Genomic DNA, 15016 nt, shown 5'->3' on the forward strand with positions numbered 1-15016 from the left:
CGCTGTGCCTGTAGGAGCCGGGCTTGCCCGCGAAGAGATCCACGCCGAATCAGCCGCAAAGCGCCTGCTGCAGGGCCACCCCCGCCCCGATCAAGCCGGAATACGGCGCCGTCACCAGCCACACCGGAATACCCTTGAAGTAGTCGCTCATGCAGCCCTTGTCGGCAAAGCTTTTGGCGAAGCCACTCTTGATGAAGAAATCGGCAAACCGCGGAATCACACCACCAACGATATAGACACCACCGCGCCCCCCCGTGGTCAGCACGTTGTTGCCCGCCACCCGCCCGAGCCAGCAGCTGAATTGCTCCAGCACTTCCTGGGCCACCGGGTCCCCGGCCAGGCCGGCAGCGGTGATCGCCTCCGGTGTCTCCAGCACCGGCTCATGTCCATCCACCGCGCAGATCGCCCGGTAGACGCGCGGCAGGCCACCACCACTGAGGGCGGTCTCGGCACTGACGTGGCCGATTTCGTCATGAATGTGCCGCCACAGCTGGGTTTCCCGCGGGCTGCTCAGGGGCAGGTCGACATGCCCGCCTTCCCCCGGCAAGGCCATGAAACCGCCGTTGCCAAGATCCAGCAGGGTGCCGACCCCGAGACCGGTGCCCGGACCGATCACCACCGCCGGCCGCCGCGGTTCCGCAGTCCCTTCGCAGACCACACGGAAGTCACCGGGTTCGAGGCGGGTCATGCCCAGGGCCATGGCCGAGAAGTCGTTGACCAGCAGCAACTGGTCGACCTGAAGGGTCGCGCAGAACGCCTCGCGGCTCAGGCGCCAGTGATTGTTGGTGAAGCGGAATTCATCGCCGCTCACCGGCCCCGCCACCGACAGGCACACCGCGCCAATGGCGCCAGGTTGCAGCCCCAGGCCACTCAGGTAGACCCTGATGGCGTCCTCGGGGCAGGCGTGGTCGGCAGTCGCCAGCACCTTGACCGAGTCCAGGCCGTTATCTTTCCACAGGGCGAAACGGGCGTTGGTACCGCCGATATCGCCAACCAGGGCCAATTTCATTCAAGGCTCTCCAGGGCCGAAGTGAAGGCACTGGCCCCCTGCTCCGCCGAGCTGAAGGCCATACGCATGAAGCCGAACAGTTCGCGGCCACAGCCGACATTATTACCCAGCAGACCGACTGCCGGCTCGCGCGCGGCGAATTCGGTGTCATCGACCAGCACCTTGAGCGTGCCCGTCACCCCGTCGACGCGGATCACATCACCGTCGCGTACCCGTGCCAGCGCGCCGCCGACATGGGCCTCGGGGCAGACATGGATCGCCGCCGGAATCTTGCCCGAGGCACCGGACATGCGGCCATCGGTCACCAGCGCGACCTTGAAGCCACGGTCCTGCAGCACACCGAGGAACGGGGTCATCTTGTGCAGTTCCGGCATACCGTTGGAACGCGGGCCCTGGAAGCGCATCACCGCCACGAAGTCCTTCTCCAGCTGGCCGGCCTTGAACGCATCGGCCAGGTCCTGCTGGTCCTGGAACACCAGCGCCGGCGCTTCGACGACCTGGTGCTCCGGCGCCACCGCGGAAACCTTCATCACGCCACGGCCGAGGTTGCCTTCCATCACCCGCAGGCCACCTTCGGGCGAGAACGCACGGGCCACCGGACGCAGGATATTTTCATCGAGGCTCTCGATCGGCCCTTCGCGCCAGACCAGTTCGCCGTCCTGCAGGAATGGCTCGCGGGTGTAGAGGCTCAGGCCACGACCGGCCACGGTATTGACGTCCTCATGCAGCAGGCCGGCCTCGAGCAGTTCACGGATCAGGAACGACATGCCGCCCGCAGCCTGGAAGTGGTTGATGTCGGCCTTGCCGTTCGGATAGACGTGGGCCAGGGTCGGCACCACCTCGGAAAGGTCGGCCATGTCCTGCCAGGTCAGGTGGATTCCCGCGGCGCGGGCGATGGCCGGCATGTGCAGGGTGTGATTGGTCGAGCCGCCGGTGGCGTGCAGGGCGACGATGGAGTTGACCAGCGCCCGCTCGTCGACGATCTCGCCGATCGGCATGAAGTTGCCGCTCTGTTTGGTCATGCGCGCCACCTGGAACGCCGCCTCGCGGGTCAGCGCGTCACGCAGCGGCGTGTTCGGGTTGACGAAGGACGCCCCCGGCAGGTGCAGGCCCATGACCTCCATCAGCAACTGGTTGGTGTTGGCGGTGCCGTAGAAGGTGCAGGTGCCGGGGCTGTGGTAGGACTTCATCTCCGACTCCAGCAACTCCTCGCGGCTGGCCTTGCCTTCGGCGTAGCGCTGGCGGACATCGGCCTTCTGCTTGTTGGAAATGCCCGAGACCATCGGCCCGCCCGGCACGAAGATGGTCGGCAGATGGCCGAAGCGTAGCGAGCCCATCATCAGGCCCGGCACGATCTTGTCGCAGATACCGAGCATCAGCGCCGCATCGAACATGTTGTGCGACAGCGCGACCGCCGTGGACATCGCGATCACTTCGCGACTGGCGATCCCCAGTTCCATGCCCGGCTCGCCCTGGGTCACGCCATCGCACATGGCGGGCACGCCGCCGGCGAACTGGCCGACCGATCCGATCTCGCGCAGGGCCTGCTTGAGCTGTTGCGGGTAGGTCTCATAGGGTTGGTGCGCGGAAAGCATGTCGTTATATGACGAAACAATTGCCACGTTGGCAGCGTTCATCATCCGCAGGGTTTCCTTGTCCTGGCTGCCGCAGCCGGCGACGCCATGGGCGAAGTTCGCGCACTGCAGCTTGCCGCGCACGGGACCGTCGCTGGCGGCACCACGAATCAGAGCCAGGTACGCCTCGCGGGTGGCGCGGCTGCGGGCGATAAGCCGTTCGGTGACCTCAAGAACGCGGGGATGCATGTGTAGAACTCCAGGCTAACGGATAGGGCGACCTGTGCGTCCTGAGGTGAGCGAAGGCCTCGGCTGGCGGGGCTTTTCGTTCATCCGGACCCGTTGATTCAGGTCACTCGTTGTAGATAAAACAAAATATTGCCACTAAAAAGGCTTGTTTTCTATTTCTATGCGAATAATCTTGTAATTCCAACAACAAAATTACGACAGGCGCTTTTCCCATGACGCTAAGAATCGCAATCAACGGATTTGGCCGTATCGGCCGCAACGTCCTGCGCGCACTCTATACCCAAGGTTACCGTCAGGACCTGCAGGTCGTCGCCATCAATGACCTGGGCGACAGCTCGATCAATGCCCACCTGCTCAAGTACGACACCGTCCACGGCACTTTCGATGCCAGCGTGGAACATGACAACGAAAGCCTGACAGTCAACGGCGACCGCATCGCGGTCAGCGCGATCCGCAACCCGGCCGAACTGCCCTGGGCCGCCGAAAGGATCGACGTGGTGTTCGAATGCACCGGCCTGTTCACCGACCGCGCCAAGGCTGCCGCGCACATCAGCGCCGGCGCCCGCAAGGTGATCATCTCCGCTCCGGCCAAGGGTGCCGACGCCACCGTGGTGTATGGCGTCAACCACGATATCCTGCGCCAGTCCCACGAGATCATCTCCAACGCCTCGTGCACCACCAACTGCCTGGCCCCGGTGGCCCAGGTGCTGCATCGCGAACTGGGCATCGAAAGTGGCCTGATGACCACCATCCATGCCTACACCAATGACCAGAACCTGACCGACGTCTACCATACCGACCCGTACCGCGCCCGCTCGGCGACCCAGAACATGATCCCGAGCAAGACCGGCGCGGCCGAAGCCGTCGGCCTGGTGCTGCCGACCCTGGCCGGCAAGTTGACCGGCATGGCCGTACGCGTGCCGGTGATCAACGTGTCGCTGGTCGACCTGACTGTGCAACTCAAGCGCGAAGCCAGCGCCGACGAGATCAACGCGCTGTTCAAGGAAGCCAGCCGGCATTCGAAGATTCTCGGCTACAACGCCCTGCCGCTGGTCTCCAGCGACTTCAACCACAATCCGCTGTCGTCGATTTTCGACGCCAACCACACCAAGGCCAGTGGCAAGCTGCTCAAGGTCCTGGCCTGGTATGACAATGAGTGGGGCTTCTCCAACCGCATGCTGGATAACTGCCTGGCGCTGTGCAACGCGGAATGACAGCACAGCCGGTTTAGTCGGCCAGAAGAAAAAGCCTCGTCAATCGCGAGGCTTTCGGGGAGGGTGGGGGTTCAACTTTGCGGTTTCAAGCCCTGTGAAAGACCGAACATGAGCAGCAACAGGTCATGATCGGGCTTGACACTCACACTGGCCTTGGCCACTCGTGGCAGGGGACAACGCTCAGCGCTCTGGGTCATGCTGAGGACCTGCGGTCGCGGCTGCTCCCAGACCACCAGCGCCAGGGAAGCGATAGCCAATGCCCCGATCAGAAACAAACCTCTAGCCAATTCTAACTTCATCACCGTAAGCCTTTGATGGTGCTGCCGAACGCCATACTGTAAAAGTAGTTCAGCCGCTCCCAGTCCGCTTCATTCCACGACGAATGGCGCCGCAGTTGCTTCATGTCGTGCTGCGCTGCCCGGCGACGGCTCAAGCGCTGGCGGGCTTTCTCGAAGTCCAGCAGGGCCACCTCGACACTGGCCGACTCGCCCTCGCCCACGACCCGGACAAACACGTGCTTGATATACAGGCAGCCATGCTGCCAGCGGCCACGGTGCATGCGCGCCAGCGTACCGGCCAGTTCCTGGAGCAGGCGATCGTGCAACACCTCGCCATGCCGTTCACGCCCACCCTGGGCATACCATTGCTCGATTTCGATGAACCCATCCAGGGCGGCGGTCACCAGCAGGGCCTGCCATTGGCCTTCGGGACCGCGGCGCGCCCCACAGAACACCAGTTCGGGGACACCGACGTCGAGCATGCGCAGGTTGTTCAGCGCCGCCTGCTCACGCAGGACGGTCGGACGACCGAAGGGGTGCAGCAGGCTGCGATAGATATGCCCCACCTGACGCTTCACGTACAACAGCCGACCGCTGCTGCCCGTCACGCGCTGGACCCCACTTTCGCCTCCGCGACGCCGGTTGGGTTCTTCGACCCACTCGCCCTTGCGCGTCCAGAAGTGCTCGAAACGATCCGTGGTGGTCTGTGCGGTATACGAAGCGTACTCAACGGTCATCCTGCTACCTCTTGCGTAAGATATAGACCCGCCACATGGCGTAAAAAGGGAAAAAATCCAGGTGTTGCTGGACGCGAAAACCCACGCGCCTGAACTCTTCTTCGACCTGCGCGGCCGGCAATACAAAACGATTCCGGTAGCTGGACGGCTGCGCCGCGGCCTCCCGCCTGCGCTCCAGGCGCTTGCGGCGCCAGGCCTTGAAATTGCCGTCCACCCACAATGAAACGATCACGCTGTCACGGGTTACCCGATAAAACTCTTTGAGCAACGCCAGCCGATGGGCCGACTCACCGATATGGTGTAGCAGACGCATGCAGAAAATGCTGTCCACCGAGTTCTCCGGCAAGTCGATATCGAATGCCGAGGTCTGCAGCGGGCGTATCCGGCTGACCACATTCGCCGGTTGCGCCTTGAGCGCGGTTTCCAGCATCGGCGCGGAATTGTCCGCGCCGATGATCACGCGGTTCGGCTTCCGTGCCAGCAAGGGCCAGAAACGCCCGGCACCGCAGGGCAGGTCGAGCACCAGGCCCGGCTCACCCGCCAGCGCCAGGGCATGACGAGCCAATTGCTCGTCACGCAGGTGGGACAACCGTCGCCACAAGCCGTTCTGATGCTTGTGCAAATATTCCTGAGCGTGCTGCTCGTCGTACTTGTCGGAAAATTCAAGTTTTACCGGGGAACTCATAACCGTCTCCTGTAAGTGACGGCCAGAGGTTAGGCAGGCACGCGTCAGCTACAGGTCGTTCCCTCGTGAAAAATTCGTACCGTCCAGGGCAAACCATTACAAATTTTTACAGGTCAACAATAATAGCAGGGGGCCACAGTCGTAAACCCCGTGGCAGTTTGTGCCCCAGCGGCGCGGGGCACGGAGGGACGGCTTCAGGAGCTGGAGCGCGCCAGGTCGACCTGGAAGCGGCAACCATTGGGCTCCATGGTCGTCAGGCTGACATGCCACCCCTGGTTCTCGCAGATCCGCTGCACCAGCGACAGACCCAGCCCCAATCCTTCGCCACGCTTTTCATCGCCCCGCACGAACGGCTGGAACATGGCTTCGCGCTTCTCCTCGGGAATCCCGACGCCCGTGTCTTCGACCACGAACCCCTCGGGTTCCAGCGTCAGCCGAATGAAACCCTGCTCCGTATAGTGCAGGGCATTACGTAACAGATTGCCCATCACCGCATGCAGGAATGTGGCGTTATAGCGCGTATTCAACGGCGAGCCCGGCTCGAAGATCAACGTCAGCCCCTTCTCCTCGATCGGGGTGCGCCACAGGCCGATCAGGTCCTCGGCCACCAGACTCAGTGAAACCTGCGGAGACATGCTGGCATCTTCCCGCTGCGCCCGGGCGAGCATCAGGAAGGTCTGTACCAGCTCGCGCATCTCCTCGCTGGCGCGGGCGATCCGCTCGACCTGGTTGCGTCCACGCGGGTCGAGCGCCGGGTTTTCCAGGAGCAGCTCGCAGGAGGTGGCCAGCACCATCAGCGGCGTACGCAGCTCATGGCTGACATCACTGGTGAACAGGCGCTCGCGAGTCAGCGCATCGCGCAGGCGGCCCAGGGTCGCATCGAAGGCCACCGCCAGCTCGCCGACTTCGTCGGCCGCGTAGTCCGGCGCCAGAGGCGGTGCAAAACCGAGCAACTGGTCGCGATGGCGTACCTGGCGGGCCAGCCGTACCACCGGCGCCATTACCCGCCGCGCCAGGATCCAGCCGAGGAAGACCGCCAGCACCAGCGCCAGGACAAAGCCCACCAGTACCACGGCGAACAGCACCCGCTCGCGCTCCTCGAAATCACTCTGGTCCTGCAGGAGCACGTAGCGGCGACCGTCGACCACCTCGACCATCGCGTGATAGGACAGTTGTTCGCGAAACACTTCATGGAAGCCCGGTTCGAGGTGTCGCAGATCCTTGGGCAGTTCGAAATCGCCCTTGCCACCGCTGTAATAGAACAACTGGTCGGGTTCGGGCCGGTGGCTCCAGTCGCTGACGTTGTCCATCAGCAGCAGGCGCTGCAGATCGCCGCCCAATCCGGCGGAGATCAGTTTCTCCTCGACCAGGTGGACCGTGGCCACGATCCCCATGGCGAAAGTGCCTGCCACCAGCGCACTCATCAGGGCGAAGGCGATGATGATGCGCTGGGCCAGACTCTGCTTAAACTCCATCGCGGCCCTCGGCCAGGCGGTAGCCGACACCGTGCACGGTGTGCAGCAGCGGCTTGTCGAATGGCTTGTCGATCACCTGGCGCAACTGGTGGACATGGCTGCGCAGGCTGTCGCTGTCCGGGCAGTCATCGCCCCACAGCGCCTCCTCCAGCACCTCCCGGCGCAATACATGCGGGCTCTTCTGCATCAATACCGCCAGCAGCTTCAATCCTACCGGGTTGAGCTTGAGCAGACGGCCCTGGCGCGTCACCTCGAGGGTATCGAGGTCATAGCTCAGGTCGCTGACCTGCAGGGCCCGCCGCCCACCACCCTGGGCACGGCGCAGGACGGCCTCGATCCGCGCGGCCAGTTCGGACAGCGCGAAAGGCTTGAGCAGGTAGTCGTCGGCACCGGATTTGAAACCCTGCAGGCGGTCATCGAGCTGGTCACGGGCGGTCAGCATGATCACCGGCGTGTCGCGCCGGGCATCCTCGCGCAACCGCTTGCAGAGGGTAAAGCCGTCGATCCCCGGCAGCATGATGTCGAGCACGATCAGGTCATAGTGCTCGGTGGCGGCCAGGTGCAGGCCCGACAAGCCGTCCTGCGCGCAGTCGACGGTGTAGCCTTTAAGCCCCAGGTAGTCGGCCAGGTTGGCGAGGATATCGCGGTTGTCTTCAACCAGTAGAATTCGCATGGGTACTCTCTCCGTGCGCGGTAACGAGCGTCTTGGCTCGCGCAGCTTACGGTGTAGCTCCGCCCACGGCTAGGGCAGGAAGATTTAATGGTTTTTTCACCCGTGGTTCACGAGACAGGCACGACACCACGGGCAAAATCGATCACCGCCGATGCCTTGCCGTCGGTTCGGCAGGCAAATCGCAGGCATGAAAAAGCCCCGCACCAGGCGGGGCTTTTTCATACGGGAGCCGGGTGGCTTACATCATGCCGCCCATACCGCCCATGCCGCCCATGTCTGGCATGCCGCCAGCGGCTGGAGCGTCTTTCTTCGGTGCTTCGGCGATCGCAGCTTCGGTGGTCAGGATCAGACCGCCGATGGAGGATGCAGCCTGCAGAGCCGAACGGGTGACCTTGGTTGGGTCCAGGATACCCATTTCGATCATGTCGCCGTATTGGCCGCTGGCAGCGTTGTAACCGAAGTTACCCTTGCCGTTCTTGACTTCGTTGACCACGACGCTTGGCTCGTCACCGCTGTTGGCGGAGATCTGACGCAGCGGTGCTTCAACGGCACGACGCAGTACAGCGATACCCACGTCCTGATCGGCGTTGTCGCCCTTCAGCTCGCTGATGGCCTGCAGGGCACGGATCAGCGCCACGCCACCGCCAGGAACCACGCCTTCCTCGACGGCTGCACGGGTAGCGTGCAGGGCATCTTCAACGCGGGCCTTCTTCTCTTTCATTTCGACTTCGGAGCCGGCGCCAACCTTGATCACTGCAACGCCGCCGGACAGCTTGGCCAGACGCTCCTGCAGTTTTTCACGATCGTAGTCGGAGGAAGTTTCGGCAACCTGGGCACGGATCTGGGCGATGCGCGCTTCGATATCGCCCTGCCCGCCGACACCGTCGACGATGATGGTGTTTTCCTTGGACAGGGTCACGCGCTTGGCGCTGCCCAGGTGCTCCAGGGTGGTGCTTTCCAGGCTCAGGCCGATCTCTTCGGAGATGACGGTACCGCCGGTCAGAACGGCGATGTCCTGCAGCATGGCCTTGCGACGGTCGCCGAAGCCAGGCGCCTTGACGGCCGCCACCTTGACGATACCGCGCATGTTGTTCACGACCAGGGTCGCCAGGGCTTCGCCTTCGACGTCCTCAGCCACGATCAGCAGTGGGCGGCCGGCTTTGGCAACGGCTTCCAGCACGGGCAGCATTTCGCGGATGTTGGAGATCTTCTTGTCGACCAGCAGGATCAGCGGGCTGTCCAGCTCGGCAGTCATGGTGTCCGGCTTGTTGACGAAGTAAGGGGACAGGTAGCCACGATCGAACTGCATGCCTTCTACGACCGACAGTTCGTTTTCCAGGCCCGAGCCTTCTTCAACGGTGATCACGCCTTCCTTGCCGACTTTTTCCATGGCTTCGGCGATGATGTCACCGATGGAGCTGTCGGAGTTGGCGGAGATGGTACCGACCTGGGCGATCGCCTTGGTGTCGGCGCATGGCTTGGACATCGCCTTCAGTTCCTTGACGATGGCCACGGTGGCCTTGTCGATACCGCGCTTGAGGTCCATCGGGTTCATGCCGGCGGCAACGGCCTTCAGGCCTTCGTTGACGATCGACTGAGCCAGAACGGTGGCGGTGGTGGTACCGTCGCCAGCGTCATCGTTGGCACGGGAAGCAACGTCCTTGACCAGTTGCGCGCCCATGTTCTCGAAGCGGTCTTCCAGCTCGATTTCCTTGGCGACGGAAACGCCGTCCTTGGTGATGGTCGGAGCGCCGAAGCTCTTCTCGATGATCACGTTACGGCCTTTCGGGCCCAGGGTCGCTTTTACCGCGTCAGCCAGAACGTTAACGCCAGTCAGCATTTTCTTGCGGGCGGAGTCGCCGAATTTAACTTCTTTAGCAGCCATGATCGTTTTTCCTTAAATACTTTGTAGTAACGGGAAGAATGAGCGGGGAATCAGCCTTCGATAACGGCGAGGATTTCGTTCTCGCTCATTACCAGCAGGTCTTCGCCGTCTACTTTCACAGTGTTGCTACCGGAGTACGGGCCGAATACGACCTTGTCACCCACCTTCACAGACAGCGCACGCACTTCACCGTTGTCCAGCACACGGCCAGCACCTACAGCGAGAACTTCACCGTGGTTGGCTTTCTCGGCAGCCGAACCTGGCAGCACGATACCGCCGGCGGTTTTCTTTTCTTCTTCGCTGCGACGAATGACGACGCGGTCATGCAGAGGACGAAGCTTCATTGTCGATCTCTCCTAATTATGATTTTCAGCGACCGGAATCTGTACCGGCCGGTTAACGAATCCGGCGTTGCCGGTTACGGCTCGACGAGCGAACCGTGGAAGACTGTCTGGCGATTTTCGCCAAAACCTTGCGGTGACCGTTACATAGGGGCACCAAAATCGATTACAAGGGTGACTGACGATTTTTTTTACACGGTCGCTGAACGACCAAAATGCACACGGCACCCGAAGGTGCCGTGTGCGGGTACAGCGCAGCATTCAGGAGTCACGGTGCTCGAACTCGCCCTCGATCACCTGCGGCTGGCGACTGTTGGCCGGCGCACTACCCGGCTGGCCACGGGCATACAGGTCATCGGCGAAGGCGCGCTGGCGCTGGGCCTGCTCCTCGGCCCGCCGACGCATCCGCCCGGCCGCCAGGCGGCGGGTCATCGGCAGCAGCAACAGCAGGCCGAACACGTCACTGATGAAACCGGGCAAAAGCAGCAGGCCGCCGCCCAGGGCCAGCATCAACCCCTCGAGCATGGTCTGTGCCGGCAACTCGCCACGATTCAGGCTCTCACGGGCGCGCAAGGCGGTGGTCAGGCCAGCCACCCGCAATACCAGCACGCCGATCGCCGAGCCGAGGATAATCAGCGCCAGCGCCGGGAAGAACCCGATCGCCGTGCTGACCTGGAAAAATACGTACAGCTCCAACACTGGAAACAGTAGAAAGAGCAAAAGAAAAGCGCGCATCGAATAAGTCCTCTTCGGAAGAAGTCCTTCCAGTTACTCTCAGATGCCGTCGATAACCCGTGAATTCAACCCTCGACGGCCTGCTTTTTCGGCCAGTGCTCGGCGCGGGCCAGGGAAACCAGGGCTTCGCGGACCTCGGTGGGCGTATTGCAAGGTGTTTCAAAGCCCAGCCAGTACAGCCCCTGGCCAATGCGCAGGTGCATGCCCTCGGTGTCGATTCCCACCAGTTGCGCCGGCTCGCGACTGGGCAGCCCGGCCAACGCCACATAGTGGGCGATGGCCTTGGCGTGATCGCTGTTCATGTGTTCGACCATGCTCGCTTCGGCCTTGCCGGCGAACGGGTTGGCCAGGGTCACCTGATCCAGCCAGTGGATCGCGCCGAAACCGCCGATATAGCGATGACGGACCGGCTCGAGCACCCAGAAATCGAAATCATGGGCCTTGTGGTAGTTCCGCGAGTCCGGGAAGTAGCGGTAGTAGCGCTCGGCGGCGGCGTCGATGGCATCCGCCTCGGTCAGCTTCTGCGCCTGGGCCAGGCAGGTCAGGCGACCGACCGCCTGGACATCCTCGGCCTCACGCTCACCCACCAGCAGCGAACACTTCGGGTCCTTCTGCAAATTGTGGGTGTGCTGGGCGATACGGCTGATGAGAATCAGTGGGCGCCCCTGGTCATCCAGGCAATAGGGCACCACGGAGCCGAACGGGAAGCCGGGCATGGCCTTGGAATGCGTCGACAGCACGCCCCGGTACTCCTTGAGCAACAATTCGCGCGCACTCTTGGCTACTTCAACGCTCACCTAATGACTCCTCATCTAGAATCCGTCACCGACGGACGAGAGGCCCGGGATGGATCCACCCCGGGCCGGCTCTGACTGGTTACTGCATACGCTGCGCATGGATGGCGGAGCATGCGAATGCAACTCAATGACAAGGTAATCATTATCCGCGGCGCTTGCCAGTGGCAGGCGACTGGCCGGACGCCGCAGGGACGAACCTACCAGGCCACGCCGAAACCGACGGTGTAGCGGGTCTTGTTCAGGCTGCTTTCATCGTCGCCATTGATAATGTCGCGTTCAGCCTTGAGGTTCAGCGAGGCCCACTCGGTGACCTTGTAGCGCAACCCGAGCTGGGCATCGAGGGAATACTTCGAAGGACCGCTCAGCGGCCGACCGACCTCGCCATTGGTGAACAGCTCGATGGTCTTGCCGACCAGGTAACGGTTGTAGTCCCACTTCATGCCCAGTGAATAGAAGTTCTTCTTCTCGCCATCGGCATATTCGTAGTGGGTGTTGTTGAGCAGCGAACCGAGGGAAAAGGCTCCCAGTTCGTCATCCCAGAACTGATAGCCGGGACCGGTACCGATGGTGCGCTGGCGCGACAGGTCCTCGACCCGGTCGCGCTTGTAGGTCAGCCGCCCCTGCCAGAACCACTTATCGGTGAGGAAGCGGTCGAGTGCGTACTCGACGCCCCAGTTGTCGGTGGTCACCACACGGTCCTGGAACTCGCGGTTGTACTCGCCTTCGGCATGATGGCGCCAGGCCCCATGGCGGGCGGTGGTCTTGAAGTCGATGTCGTAGTCGTCGGTGTCCTTTTCCGCACGCTTGTAGTCCATGGCCACGTCGACATTGCCTTTCCAGACCATGTCCTCGATCAGCGGCTTGGGCTTGACGATCTGCTGGATGCTCGCCAGCTCGACGGTTTTCGGCGCCTCGCCATTGGCCAGGGTCACCTTGCCGGCATCGGCCGCCTGCAGTGACTTGGCCTTCTCGCCGCTGTAGGCATCCTGCTTGACCAGCAGTTCCTGGTCGCTTTCCAGGGTCTTGACCTGGGACCAGTCCAGCGACACGGTGCCGGCATAGGTGGTCTGGACCACCAGCTTGCCACCGTCGAACAGCTTGATCTTGCCGCTCAGGCGATCACCGTTCTTCAACCAGACGGTATCGGCCAGCAAGGGCGTGGAGGCGCTGAAAACAGCAAGGCACAACAGGGTTCTGGACAACATGGGTAACACTGGACTCGGGTTTGCAAGAAAAAACCGGCATTATCGCGTTGGATGCCGCCTGAACAAGGACTGACCGGGCATCAACTAGCGAGTTCAGTAATCACTCTCAATAATTCAGAAAATACCTACATAAAAGGTAAGAATTGCTACAGGAATGAACGCGTGAGCGAAGAAGCCGCCAGCGAAAGCCCCGCGCAGATGCGCCGTACCGCCCTTTACCTGACCCTGGACCAGGTGCCGGAGGGCAAGGTGGTCACCTACGGCCAGCTCGCCGAGCTGGCGGGACTCGGCCGCGCCGCCCGCTGGGTCGGACGCACCCTGAGCCAACTGCCGGCCGATACCCGCCTGCCCTGGCACCGGGTCCTCGGTGCCGGCGGTCGGATCAGCCTGCCGGCCGGCAGCCCGTCCGGCGACGAGCAGCGCGCCCGGCTGCGCACCGAGGGCATCAGCGTCCTGAACAATCGTGTCGATATCAGGCGCCATGGCTGGCGCCCGATAGAGCACAGCGGTTAGAGTGCGCGCTTTGTTTCCGTCAACCCTGAGGCAGATTCCAGCCCATGCCCCGTAAAACCTGGCGCGCCGCGCTTGCTGCCTATGCCAGCCCCTCGACATTAGTGTTGCTGCTGCTCGGTTTCGCTGCCGGTCTGCCTTACATGTTGGTGTTTTCGACGCTTTCGGTCTGGCTGCGCGAGGCTGGCGTCGCCCGTGAAACCATCGGTTATGCCAGCCTGATCGGCCTGGCGTACGCGTTCAAATGGGTCTGGTCGCCCCTGCTCGACCAATGGCGCCTGCCGCTGCTGGGCAAACTGGGACGCCGCCGCTCCTGGCTGGTGCTGGCCCAGACACTGATTGTCCTGGGCCTGATCGGCATGGGTTTCTGCGACCCGCAGAAGCACCTGTCCTGGCTGATCGCGATCGCCGTGCTCGTCGCCTTCGCCTCCGCCACCCAGGATATCGCGGTGGACGCCTATCGCCTGGAAATCGCCAACGACAGCCAGCAGGCCGCTCTCGCCGCCAGCTACATGTCCGGTTATCGGGTCGCGGCACTGCTGGCGACGGCCGGTGCACTGTTCTTCGCCGAAGGTTTCGGCTCCACCGGTTTCAGCTACAAGCATTCGGCCTGGACCGGCACCTACGTGCTGTTCGGCGTATTGATGATCCCGGCGCTGCTTACCACCCTGCTGATGCGCGAGCCGCCGGTGCCATTGCGCACGCAGCTGTCGGCCGGGCGCTACAGCTTCATCCATCAGTTGGCCTCGGTATTCGTGTTGATCATCCTGCTGGTCTCGGTACCGGCGATGTTCACCCAGCTCTACAACACCGACTTCGCCAGCGTGCTGTTCCACGGCGTCACCCTGCTCGACCTGCTGCTCGAGGACCGCGCCTTCCTGCGCGCGATCCTTTACACCACCCTGACTGCCCTCTGCCTGTCGCGCCTGGGGCGCCGCGGCCTGGCGCCGGTACTGACGCCGGTCAACGACTTCATCGTGCGCTACCGCTGGCAGGCCCTGCTGCTGCTCGGGCTGATCGCCACCTACCGGATGTCGGACACGGTGATGGGGGTGATGGCCAACGTCTTCTACATCGACCAGGGCTTCACCAAGGACCAGATCGCCGGGGTCAGCAAGATTTTCGGCCTGATCATGACCCTGGTGGGCGCCGGCATGGGCGGCCTGCTGATCGTGCGCTTCGGCATCCTGCCGATCCTGTTCATCGGTGGCGCCGCCTCGGCCGCGACCAACCTGCTGTTCATGCTGCTGGCCGACATGGGGCCGAACCTGAACATGCTGATCGTCACCATCTCCCTCGACAACTTCAGCTCGGGCATGGCCACCTCGGCCTTCGTCGCCTACCTGTCGAGCCTGACCAACCTGAAGTTCTCCGCCACCCAGTACGCCCTGCTCAGCTCGATCATGCTGCTGTTGCCGCGCCTGATCGGTGGCTACTCGGGGGTGATGGTGGAAAAACTCGGCTACCACAAGTTCTTCATCGTGACCGCGATAATGGGCATTCCGACCCTGATCCTGATCGCCTTGCACTGGTATCAGGAGATTCGCCGTGGCGGCCCCGCGCCATCTCCCCAGGAAGAAAGCCAGGAAACCCCATAAATACAGGGGGAGCCGGCCTCCCCCGCCTCATGCCTGTACGCCGCCGTATCC

Annotated in this window: 15 protein-coding genes; 3 read left to right on the forward strand and 12 right to left on the reverse strand. The window is 62.6% G+C overall.

Annotation, left to right across the window (positions count from 1 at the left end; translation table 11 throughout):
• Nucleotides 1-49 precede the first annotated feature (49 nt).
• Together PF66_RS00345 and edd are read right to left on the reverse strand one after the other, a co-directional pair.
• Entirely contained in the window at nucleotides 50-1009 is a 960-nt protein-coding gene (locus PF66_RS00345) for a glucokinase (RefSeq protein ID WP_054057571.1), read from the reverse strand.
• Nucleotides 1006-2832, reverse strand: a complete 1827-nt coding sequence (edd, locus tag PF66_RS00350; protein ID WP_054061624.1) for a phosphogluconate dehydratase — start codon at nucleotides 2830-2832, stop codon at nucleotides 1006-1008. The genes PF66_RS00345 and edd overlap by 4 nt, the downstream gene beginning before the upstream one ends.
• 212 nt (nucleotides 2833-3044) lie before the next feature.
• Between edd and gap the strand changes: the two genes are divergently transcribed.
• Nucleotides 3045-4046 (forward strand): type I glyceraldehyde-3-phosphate dehydrogenase, encoded by a 1002-nt coding sequence (gene gap / locus PF66_RS00355; protein WP_054057573.1) that lies wholly within the window; start codon nucleotides 3045-3047, stop codon nucleotides 4044-4046.
• Nucleotides 4047-4117: 71 nt separating this feature from the next.
• On the opposite strand, the gene PF66_RS00360 is transcribed toward gap, so the two are convergent.
• From PF66_RS00360 to PF66_RS00405, 10 genes are all read right to left on the reverse strand, one after another.
• Nucleotides 4118-4345, reverse strand: a complete 228-nt coding sequence (locus tag PF66_RS00360; protein WP_054057574.1) for a hypothetical protein — start codon at nucleotides 4343-4345, stop codon at nucleotides 4118-4120.
• Nucleotides 4345-5061, reverse strand: a complete 717-nt coding sequence (locus tag PF66_RS00365; RefSeq protein ID WP_054057575.1) for a lipopolysaccharide kinase InaA family protein — start codon at nucleotides 5059-5061, stop codon at nucleotides 4345-4347. Before PF66_RS00365 ends, PF66_RS00360 begins: the two co-directional genes overlap by 1 nt.
• A 4-nt stretch (nucleotides 5062-5065) precedes the next feature.
• Nucleotides 5066-5746, reverse strand: a complete 681-nt coding sequence (locus tag PF66_RS00370) for a class I SAM-dependent methyltransferase (protein WP_054061625.1) — start codon at nucleotides 5744-5746, stop codon at nucleotides 5066-5068.
• Between the two features lie 194 nt (nucleotides 5747-5940).
• Nucleotides 5941-7221 (reverse strand): sensor histidine kinase, encoded by a 1281-nt coding sequence (locus tag PF66_RS00375; protein ID WP_054061626.1) that lies wholly within the window; start codon nucleotides 7219-7221, stop codon nucleotides 5941-5943.
• The gene (colR, locus tag PF66_RS00380) at nucleotides 7211-7894 is read right to left on the reverse strand and encodes a two-component system response regulator ColR (RefSeq protein WP_054057578.1); all 684 of its coding nucleotides are present in this window, start codon (nucleotides 7892-7894) and stop codon (nucleotides 7211-7213) included. The genes PF66_RS00375 and colR overlap by 11 nt, the downstream gene beginning before the upstream one ends.
• 238 nt (nucleotides 7895-8132) lie before the next feature.
• Entirely contained in the window at nucleotides 8133-9779 is a 1647-nt protein-coding gene (groL, locus tag PF66_RS00385; RefSeq protein WP_054057579.1) for a chaperonin GroEL, read from the reverse strand.
• A gap of 50 nt (nucleotides 9780-9829) precedes the next feature.
• Entirely contained in the window at nucleotides 9830-10123 is a 294-nt protein-coding gene (locus tag PF66_RS00390) for a co-chaperone GroES (protein ID WP_010448650.1), read from the reverse strand.
• A gap of 258 nt (nucleotides 10124-10381) precedes the next feature.
• Nucleotides 10382-10855 (reverse strand): FxsA family protein, encoded by a 474-nt coding sequence (locus PF66_RS00395; RefSeq protein ID WP_054061627.1) that lies wholly within the window; start codon nucleotides 10853-10855, stop codon nucleotides 10382-10384.
• 65 nt (nucleotides 10856-10920) lie between these two features.
• Nucleotides 10921-11652: a HugZ family protein gene (locus PF66_RS00400; protein WP_054061628.1), complete on the reverse strand. Its 732-nt coding sequence runs from the start codon at nucleotides 11650-11652 to the stop codon at nucleotides 10921-10923.
• A 197-nt stretch (nucleotides 11653-11849) separates the two neighbouring features.
• Nucleotides 11850-12857 carry a DUF481 domain-containing protein gene (locus PF66_RS00405; protein ID WP_054061629.1) on the reverse strand — a complete coding sequence of 336 codons (1008 nt, stop codon included), beginning with the start codon at nucleotides 12855-12857 and terminating at the stop codon, nucleotides 11850-11852.
• Nucleotides 12858-13055: 198 nt separating this feature from the next.
• Here PF66_RS00405 and PF66_RS00410 point away from each other — a divergent pair, with 198 nt between their 5' ends.
• Complete coding sequence (locus PF66_RS00410) at nucleotides 13056-13370, forward strand: MGMT family protein (RefSeq protein WP_054061767.1); 315 nt, start codon at nucleotides 13056-13058, stop codon at nucleotides 13368-13370.
• Between the two features lie 44 nt (nucleotides 13371-13414).
• Nucleotides 13415-14965: an AmpG family muropeptide MFS transporter gene (locus tag PF66_RS00415; RefSeq protein WP_054061630.1), complete on the forward strand. Its 1551-nt coding sequence runs from the start codon at nucleotides 13415-13417 to the stop codon at nucleotides 14963-14965.
• Nucleotides 14966-15016: the final 51 nt, after the last annotated feature.

Source organism: Pseudomonas asplenii (assembly GCF_001293465.1).
Taxonomy (GTDB): Bacteria; Pseudomonadota; Gammaproteobacteria; order Pseudomonadales; family Pseudomonadaceae; genus Aquipseudomonas; species Aquipseudomonas fuscovaginae_B.